Source organism: Streptomyces niveiscabiei (assembly GCF_001419795.1).
Lineage (GTDB): Bacteria > Actinomycetota > Actinomycetes > Streptomycetales > Streptomycetaceae > Streptomyces > Streptomyces niveiscabiei.
Map to the genome: position 1 here is coordinate 1 of NZ_LIRL01000970.1, position 1538 is coordinate 1538.

Annotated in this window: 1 protein-coding gene; it reads right to left on the reverse strand. The window is 71.4% G+C overall.

Annotated features, from left to right (window positions below; translation table 11 throughout):
* The coding region (locus AOK24_RS38000) for a methylmalonyl-CoA mutase subunit beta (RefSeq protein WP_055724498.1) at positions 1-1281 on the reverse strand (1281 nt) is incomplete at its 3' end.
* Between the last annotated feature and the right edge of the window lie 257 nt (positions 1282-1538).

Genomic DNA, 1538 nt, shown 5'->3' on the forward strand with positions numbered 1-1538 from the left:
CTTGGCGAGCTTCTTCGAGCGTTCGGCCCACGTCGTCGCGAGGTCGTCGGCCAGGCGGCCCGAGCGCAGGACCGCCGGCAGGCCGCCGTCGTGCTCGATGCCCTGGAAGAACTCCCAGGCGGCGTGGGCGAGTTCGTCCGTCAGGCGCTCCACGTACCAGGAGCCTCCCGCCGGGTCGATGACGCGGGACAGGTGGGATTCCTCGATCAGGATCGTGGAGGTGTTGCGGGCGATGCGGCGCGCGAACGCGTCCGGGAGGCCGAGGGGCTCGTCGAAGGGGAGGACAGTGACCGCGTCCGCGCCCCCCGTGCCCGCCGCGAGCGCCGCTACCGTCGTCCGCAGCATGTTCACCCACGGATCACGACGCGCCATCATCACCGGAGACGTGACCACGTGCTGGAGCTGGGGAGACGGGGCGCCGCAGACGTCCGTCACGCGGGACCACAGGCGGCGGGCCGCCCGCAGCTTCGCGATCGTCAGGAACTGGTCGGCCGTCGCCGCGTACCGGAACTCCAGCTGGGCACATGCCTGAACGACCGTCAGGCCGGAGTTCGTCAGGTCGCGGAGGTAGGCGACCGCCGTGGCCAGGGAGCACGCCAGTTCCTGGGCCGCCGAACCACCCGCCTCGTGGTAGGGCAGCGCATCCACCATCAGGGCGCGCAGGCCCGGGTACTCGTCGGTGCACAGGCGGGCCAGGTCCGCCGACGGGGTGTCAGCCCGCTCGCCCGTGCGCGCTTCGAACCCCAGCGGGTCCGCGCCCAGGTTGCCCCGCACCGCCTCCCGCGCGACGCCCGCCGCGTCGCACAGGCGCAGCAACTCCCTTGCCGACTCGGCTGTTTCGGCGCCCGCGTCCAGCACGATCGGGGCCAGGTCCAGGTACACGCCCTCCAGTGTCGGGGCGAGGTCCTGTGGCGGGATGCCGGTCAGCCACAGGGACGTGGCGCCGTTCTCCAGGTCGGTCAGGACGGCCGCGTTGTCCGGCGACGTATGACGCTGACGTACGTCCCAGCCGCCTGCGGTACTGCCCTCCGGCTTCGAGCCCCTGGTGAACGGGGCGAAGCCGGGCAGGCCGGGGTCGGGGGCTGTGTCGTGCGCGGTGTAGAGGGGGCGGGTGCTCAGCCCGTCCTCCAGCGCGGTGGACAGGGCTTCCTCGGCCGCGGTTCCCTCGACGTCCTTGCCCGCTTTGCGCAGGACACCCGCCACCAGGCGCTGCCACTGCTCATGGGGTACGTCGGGGAATTCGGCGGCCAGTTCGAGCCCGTCGTCAGGCAGGACCGTCATGCTCGGATGCTAGGACACGGGCACGAAGGAGCAGCAGAGGGCGTGGCTGTGACCTTTCCCTCGGTGTCGTTGTGATCGTGGTCTCTTCGGGGGCGGGGTGGTCGGAGCGGGGGTCAGATCCAGCCGTCCAGGGAGTTCATGAAGGCGTCGTGGTCGTCGCGGTGGATGGTGTGGCCGGTGCCGGTGACGGGTCTGACCTCGAATCCCTGTTCTTTGAGGCGGGTTGCGAGTGCGGGGCTGACGAGGGGGCTGGGGTC